8 protein-coding genes are annotated in these 6,478 nt (G+C 59.3%); 7 read left to right on the top strand and 1 reads right to left on the bottom strand.

The window, feature by feature from the left end; genetic code table 11:
• Positions 1-490 precede the first annotated feature (490 nt).
• Positions 491-586, top strand: a complete 96-nt coding sequence (locus GGQ90_RS24935; RefSeq protein WP_157801191.1) for a PLP-dependent transferase — start codon at positions 491-493, stop codon at positions 584-586.
• 319 nt (positions 587-905) lie between these two features.
• Here GGQ90_RS24935 and GGQ90_RS24930 read toward each other — a convergent pair whose 3' ends face one another.
• Complete coding sequence (locus GGQ90_RS24930; RefSeq protein WP_100237245.1) at positions 906-1,331, bottom strand: Rrf2 family transcriptional regulator; 426 nt, start codon at positions 1,329-1,331, stop codon at positions 906-908.
• A gap of 115 nt (positions 1,332-1,446) precedes the next feature.
• Here GGQ90_RS24930 and GGQ90_RS24925 point away from each other — a divergent pair, with 115 nt between their 5' ends.
• From GGQ90_RS24925 to ccoO, 6 genes are all read left to right on the top strand, one after another.
• The gene (locus tag GGQ90_RS24925; RefSeq protein WP_100237246.1) at positions 1,447-1,896 is read left to right on the top strand and encodes a group III truncated hemoglobin; all 450 of its coding nucleotides are present in this window, start codon (positions 1,447-1,449) and stop codon (positions 1,894-1,896) included.
• Positions 1,889-2,164 (top strand): TehB family protein, encoded by a 276-nt coding sequence (locus tag GGQ90_RS24920; RefSeq protein ID WP_031308569.1) that lies wholly within the window; start codon positions 1,889-1,891, stop codon positions 2,162-2,164. The genes GGQ90_RS24925 and GGQ90_RS24920 overlap by 8 nt, the downstream gene beginning before the upstream one ends.
• Before the next feature lie 40 nt (positions 2,165-2,204).
• The gene (gene hmpA / locus GGQ90_RS24915) at positions 2,205-3,416 is read left to right on the top strand and encodes an NO-inducible flavohemoprotein (protein ID WP_100237247.1); all 1,212 of its coding nucleotides are present in this window, start codon (positions 2,205-2,207) and stop codon (positions 3,414-3,416) included.
• 11 nt (positions 3,417-3,427) lie between these two features.
• Positions 3,428-3,892 (top strand): hypothetical protein, encoded by a 465-nt coding sequence (locus tag GGQ90_RS24910; protein WP_100237248.1) that lies wholly within the window; start codon positions 3,428-3,430, stop codon positions 3,890-3,892.
• Between the two features lie 176 nt (positions 3,893-4,068).
• On the top strand, positions 4,069-5,712 hold the full coding sequence (gene ccoN, locus GGQ90_RS24905; RefSeq protein WP_223178441.1) for a cytochrome-c oxidase, cbb3-type subunit I: 1,644 nt from the start codon (positions 4,069-4,071) through the stop codon (positions 5,710-5,712).
• Between the two features lie 3 nt (positions 5,713-5,715).
• Positions 5,716-6,468: a cytochrome-c oxidase, cbb3-type subunit II gene (gene ccoO / locus GGQ90_RS24900; protein ID WP_188084259.1), complete on the top strand. Its 753-nt coding sequence runs from the start codon at positions 5,716-5,718 to the stop codon at positions 6,466-6,468.
• The last annotated feature ends 10 nt before the right edge of the window (positions 6,469-6,478 follow it).

Genomic DNA, 6,478 nt, shown 5'->3' with positions numbered 1-6,478 from the left:
ACCGTCGGCGGGCGACGCCGCCCCGCCGAAAGCCTCACAAATACTACGCTACGTCACCCCAAGCGACCCTCCCGCGGAGCGGGTTCGTGCTTTGGTCGGCAGCAGCCACGAAGCGCTGATCACCGATGGCAACTGCGGTGATGAATGAGATGCCTCAGAAGGTCATCGTTAGACTGGGCTACGCCGTTCCAGTCTCTTGATATCAGGACGCTGCTGGACCAGCTTGGACGTCACTGGACGATGGGGCAGAAGAGCTTTCTGCAGGGCATCCTAAGCGATTGATTTTTCTGCCAAATCATTGACGTACGAAATCGCCGGGGCATCACTAGCATGCCTTCAATTCGTGGAAAAGGCTGGACGGCGATGGACGCAATAGTTCGAGTCCTGTGCCAGTTCAGGTCTAGTCTTGGGACTTTCCTGCCATTCAACAGTACAACCGTGAACGACGGGTTTCGGGTGTGTCGGCCGTTCGCGGGGCGAGGCGCGGCAAATGGCCGGCATCAGCGATGGCGTGCTACGGCTTTCGATTGGGCTTGGGCATTTGGACGATCTGATTGCTGGTCTGGAGAAGGGGTTTGGTGCATGAGCGAGACCCCGGATTCGATCCCGCTCTGCCGCTTTGAGGAGTTGGTTCGCCGAGAAAACTGGCAAAGGGCGGCACGCGCCTCAGGTTCGGTCGCATCGCCGAAGAAGCTCTCCGCTGCCGATGACCTCAAATGTGGTGGGGTCGATATACCGGACAGGCTCTCCGGTAGAGAGAGCTAGGCGCTGCGCACCTGGGTAACGGCGTCGGCCGGGTTTCGTTTCAGCTTGACCGAAGTATTGAAACTCCAAAACGGTGATCGGCGAGCCATCTTCTCCCTCACAACGATAGCGCGCGCATTCCTCCTCCATCGGCAGAGCCTCTATACCGCTTCGGGTGCAAAGAGACTGAGCATATCGACCCGCCTCGCCAACAGGTCGTCGAGCGTGTAGCTGTCGAGCACGGCCATGAATGCGGCAAGCGCCTCGCGAAGAACGCCCGTCGCTCCGCACGCCGGCGCGATGATGCAGCTTCCGCAATCGACCAGATCGAACCCATCCTCCGTGTGCCGCACGACCGATCCGATGATAATCTCACCCGGCGGTCGCGCGAGCCGAATTCCGCCAAGACGTCCCCGAGCGCTCGCTACAAAGCCTGCTTTTCCGAGGTCGTGAACCACCTTCATCAAATGGTTTTGCGAGATCGCATAGGCACCCGCCATCTCGGAAATCGAGCATAGCCGATCAGGCCGCGCTCCAAGGTAAAGCAGCACCCTAAGGGCATAGTCGGTGTAGCGCGTCAGCTTCATGTCGCTTCCCGGTCACAGCGCCCAATCGACGCTGCACTAATATATATGCATTCTTGTTGCATGTTTCCAACCCGGTGATACATGTAGCATAGATACATGATTTCGGAGTCGGTCAATGGATGACGATAGGCAGGTTGACGAAGAAGGGCTGAGCCGTCTCGTGACGCTGTTCTATGCGCGGGTACGAGAGGATGCCGAGCTGGGGCCGATCTTCAACGACGCGATCAGCGATTGGCCGGAACATCTCGAAAAGCTGGCGGCATTCTGGTCATCGGTAATGCTCACCAGTGGTCGATACAAGGGTCAACCGGTGCCGGCTCATTTAAAGCACAAATCGCGTATTACGCCGGCGCTCTTCGACCGATGGCTAACGCTTTGGGCTGAAACGACCAACGAAATGATGTCGCCCGAAGCCGCCGCCGCTTTGCAAGCGAAAGCGAAGCGGATCGCCGAAAGCCTGCAGCTCGCCGTGTTTTTTCGGCTCGATCGGCAACGCGCGGAAGGCTCGGCAATCAATTCCGATACGCTGGATTGCCCAAGGCGGAGAGTGCAAAGCCATGCCTGACATCCTTCCCTATCGTTCCACACCGGTGTTTGATCAGGATACGCTACCGGCTGCCTTGCGGGCGCGACACGATACCAAGGCCGGTGTCTGGGGCCTGATCCGCGTTTTGGAAGGCGAGCTTAAGCTCACCTATCTCGATCCGCCTTCGGAGATCGTGCTGACACCGAACCAGCCAGGATTGGTTCTGCCGCAGCAGCCGCATTTCGTGACGCCGATGGGGTCAATGAAGATGCAGGTCGATTTCTACGATCAGCCGCCCGCGCGCTGACATTGCCGGAAATTTCAACGCATTTCAGAAGGAGAAGTTCATGTCGCAACCTCTTAGCGATCAGACGATCGCGCTCGTCAAGGCGACCGTTCCCGCGCTGGAAGCGCATGGTCTGGACATCGTACACGAAATGTATTCCCGGATGTTCCAGAACCCGGAAATCCGCGACCTTTTCAATCAGTCGCATCATGGCGACTCCGGATCGCAGCCGCGTGCGCTCACGGGCGCCATTCTCGCCTATGCCAGCAATATTGAAAATCTCGGTGCGCTTGCGCCTGCTGTTGAGCGGATCGCGCAAAAGCATGTGGGCCTTCAGATTTTGCCCGAGCACTATCCGCACGTTGCCGAGGCGCTCCTTGGCGCGATCAAGGCGGTGCTGGGAGATGCAGCAACGGAGGAAATCCTTGCGGCATGGGGCGAGGCCTACTGGTTCCTCGCCAATATCCTGATCGCACGCGAGCAGCGGGTCTACACAGAGCAGAAGGACGCGGCGGGCGGATGGAATGGCTGGCGTGACTTCCGCGTCGAAGACGTCTTGCGCGAGAGCAGCGTCATCAATTCCTACATTCTCCGCCCGGTCGATGGCGGACCCGTCATGCAGCACAAGCCGGGGCAGTATCTGACTTTCTGGCTGGAGATTCCCGGTCATCCGCCGGTCAAGCGCAACTATTCGATTTCGGCCGCCCCCAATGGGGAAACGTACCGCATTTCGGTCAAGCGTGAACCACATGGCCTGGCCTCAGGATGGTTCCATGACGAGGCTAGGCCCGGAACGGTGCTAAAGGTGGCCGCGCCAGCGGGGGAGTTTTTCCTTGCCGATCATGTCGAACGTCCGGTCATCCTCCTGTCCGGTGGGGTAGGTCTGACCCCGATGGTGGCGATGCTCGAAGCGCTCGCGCAGAGCGGCGCCGAAGTACCCGTTCATTATATTCACGGGACCCATGATCGCGACACGCATGCGATGCGCAACCATGTTCGCGCTGTCGCCGGCCAGGGCAAGGCGGTGTCGGTTACTGATTTCCATCAAACTCCGCTTGAAGGCGAAGCGCAGGGCCAGGACTATGATGTCGCCGGCATCATCACCGATGAGTGGCTCGTCGCCAACACGCCGGTCGGTGAAGCCGACTACTACATTTGCGGACCGCGCCCGTTCCTGCGTCACGCGGTTTCGACCTTGTCGCTCGCCGGCGTGCCGTCCGACCGAATTCACTACGAATTTTTCGGCCCGGCGGACGAACTGCTGGCAGCCTGATGGAGTAGGGGATGGGCGATATCACCATAGCCCGGGCAATTCATGTCCTGGCGGTTATGTTCTGGATCGGAGGCGTTGCCTTTGTCACGCTCGTGGTGATGCCGTTCATTCGCCGTGCGCATCCGCCAGCTGACAGGCTGGCGGCCTTCCACAAGCTCGAAGGCAGTTTCGCGGCGCAAGCGCGTGTGTGGGTGCTGCTTGCCGGCGTCAGCGGCTTCTGGATGGTGGAGCGCGGGCAGATGTGGGATCGGTTCGCCGATCTGCGTTTCTGGTGGATGCACGCGATGGTTGGCCTCTGGGCGATTTTCGCGGCGATGCTGTTCGTGATCGAGCCGCTGTTTCTTCATCGGCGCATGGAGGAGTCGTTGAAGCCTGCCGCAGACTTCGATCGCATGGAGGTCGTTCATCGCGGGCTTCTGGGTCTTGCAGTGGTCACGCTTCTCGGCGCCGTGGCAGGCAGTCATGGATTGCTGTGAAGGAATTGACTGGTGACCGGCATCGTGCCGATTGGCTGCTCGGAGCAGCCGTGGCGGGAACCCGGAGCGGACTAAGGTGTTGCAGCTTATGCGCAAGTTCCGTGGCCCGCTCCCCGGAGGCAATGCTGCGCTAAAAAACCGCATGGCAGCAACCAAAAAGGGGGGATTGATCGGCCATGATTTTGACATTGACCGAAGCCGAGCGACAGATCGCACTCGGAATTTCTGTCGCTGTCGCCTTGGGCGGGTTGGTTCTCGCCGCCGCAGGCACCCAAGACACGATGGAAGTTCACGGGTGGTTGATCCTGGTGTTCGGTGCCATTTGCGCAGTTGTCGTAATCCGAGATTTATGGGGACCGGAGCCGCCAAGATCCCGCCTCGAGAGCTACTATGATGAGCCGATCAAGGCCGGCATCATCGCGAGCATGGCCTGGGCGGTGGTCGCCATGTTCGTGGGAGTATGGGTGGCGGCCCTACTCGCGTTTCCCGATCTGACATTCGATGGCGCCTGGGCGAGCTTCGGCCGCCTACGACCGGTTCACACAAGCGGCGTGATCTTTGGATTTGGCGGGAACGCGCTTATCGCGACATCGCTGCATGTCGTGCAGCGTACGTCGCGCGCGCGGCTTCCCGATCAGCTTTCCCCCTGGTTTGTCCTTGTCGGCTACAATCTGTTCTGCATCCTGGCCGCCAGCGGATATCTGCTGGGTGTCACCCAATCGAAGGAATATGCCGAAGCCGAATGGTATGCGGACATCTGGCTGGTGATCGTCTGGGTGACCTATTTCGTCCTCTACATCAGGACGCTGGCGCGCCGCAAAGAACCCCACATCTATGTGGCCAACTGGTATTTCATGGCCTTCATCCTCGTCGTCGCAATTCTGCATATCATCAATAATCTCGCTGTCCCCGTCTCGCTGGGGCACGCCAAGAGCTATACGATATGGTCGGGCGTGCAGGATGCGATGGTGCAGTGGTGGTATGGCCACAACGCCGTCGCTTTCTTCCTCACGGCCGGCTTTCTGGGGATGCTCTATTATTATCTGCCGATACGGGCGCAGCGGCCGATCTTTTCCTATAGGCTGTCGATCTTAAGCTTCTGGGGCATCACATTTTTCTACATGTGGGCTGGCTCGCATCATCTTCATTATACAGCGCTGCCGCATTGGGTGCAGACGCTGGGGATGACGTTCTCGGTCATGCTTCTCGTTCCGTCCTGGGCTTCGGCCGGAAATGCCTTGCTGACGCTAAATGGCGCCTGGCACCGCGTGCGCGACGATGCCACGCTGCGCTTCATGATGGTCGCAGCCGTGTTCTACGGCATTTCGACCTTCGAAGGGTCGTTCCTCGCCATCCGTCCTGTCAATTCGCTGTCCCATTACACCGATTGGACCGTGGGCCATGTTCACGCAGGCGCGCTCGGATGGGTCGCACTTATTACTTTCGGCTCATTCTATACGCTGGTTCCCTCGCTCTGGAAGCGCGAGACAATGTATTCGCCGGCGCTCGTCGAGTGGCATTTCTGGCTCTCGCTGGCCGGGACCCTTATCTACATTTTTGCAATGTGGAATTCCGGCATCATCCAGGGTCTTATGTGGCGGACTTACACCGAGGAAGGCACGCTCGCCTATTCGTTCCTCGACTCGCTGAGAGCGATGTATCCCTATTACATCTCGCGCACCCTCGGCGGCCTTTTGTTCCTGATCGGAGCGGCGATCGGCGCTTACAATATGTGGAGGACCATTCGCGCAGCGCCATCTAGCGCGCCGGTAGAAGGCGACGTTCCTTTGAATGCCGCCACAGCGGTGGCGAGGGGCTGAGCGATGGCCGAACTCTTTCATCGCAAGCTTGAGCGAAGCGCCATCGGCTTCGTGCTCGCAATTGTCGCGGCCGCCAGTGTTGGGGGTCTCGTCGAAATCGCCCCGCTCTTCACGATCGATGAGACAGTGGAGAAGGTGCCTGACATGCGGCTCTACACACCACTCGAACTGGCAGGTCGGAATATCTACGTTCGCGAGGGCTGCTATGCCTGCCACAGCCAGATGATCCGCACCTTGCAGGATGAGGTCGAGCGCTACGGGCCTTATTCTCTGGCGGTCGAGTCCAAGTATGACCATCCGATGCTCTGGGGCTCGAAGCGAACCGGCCCGGATCTTGCCCGCATCGGCGGCAAATATTCGGATTTCTGGCATGTAGCGCATCTGACCAATCCGCGCGATGTGGTGCCCGATTCCAACATGCCGGCCTATGCCTGGCTGGCGCGCACCACGCTGCGGCTCGATGATCTGCCCTTACATCTGAAAGCCCTGCGCGCTGCCGGTGTCCCCTACACCGACGCGATGATCGAAAACGCCAGCATCGATGCTTACGATCAGGCGACGCCGGAAAGCTCGACGTCGTCCGGTGTTGCGGATCGCTACGGCCAAGAAACGCAGGTGCGCGTGTTCGACGATGTGGCGACCGAAGTCACCGAAATGGACGCTTTGGTAGCTTATCTGCAGGTCTTGGGGCGGCTGACCGATGCGCCGTACAAGAACACGGCTGCCCCCCAGAAGCCGCCGGAGCCGGTGAAATGAAGAGGAGAGA

The organism is Sphingobium scionense (genome assembly GCF_014197035.1).
GTDB classification, from domain to species: Bacteria; Pseudomonadota; Alphaproteobacteria; order Sphingomonadales; family Sphingomonadaceae; genus Sphingobium; species Sphingobium scionense.
This window is presented reverse-complemented; position numbering and strand designations above follow the sequence as displayed.

Excerpts from the sequence above, each read along its gene's own strand:
- GGQ90_RS24930 (WP_100237245.1), bottom strand. The coding sequence starts at position 1,331 with ATGAAGCTGACGCGCTACACCGACTATGCCCTTAGGGTGCTGCTTTAC.
- GGQ90_RS24920 (WP_031308569.1), top strand. The coding sequence starts at position 1,889 with ATGCCTGACATCCTTCCCTATCGTTCCACACCGGTGTTTGATCAGGAT.
- ccoN (WP_223178441.1), top strand. The coding sequence starts at position 4,069 with ATGATTTTGACATTGACCGAAGCCGAGCGACAGATCGCACTCGGAATT.
- GGQ90_RS24925 (WP_100237246.1), top strand. The coding sequence starts at position 1,447 with ATGGATGACGATAGGCAGGTTGACGAAGAAGGGCTGAGCCGTCTCGTG.
- ccoO (WP_188084259.1), top strand. The coding sequence starts at position 5,716 with ATGGCCGAACTCTTTCATCGCAAGCTTGAGCGAAGCGCCATCGGCTTC.
- GGQ90_RS24935 (WP_157801191.1), top strand. The coding sequence starts at position 491 with ATGGCCGGCATCAGCGATGGCGTGCTACGGCTTTCGATTGGGCTTGGG.
- GGQ90_RS24910 (WP_100237248.1), top strand. The coding sequence starts at position 3,428 with ATGGGCGATATCACCATAGCCCGGGCAATTCATGTCCTGGCGGTTATG.
- hmpA (WP_100237247.1), top strand. The coding sequence starts at position 2,205 with ATGTCGCAACCTCTTAGCGATCAGACGATCGCGCTCGTCAAGGCGACC.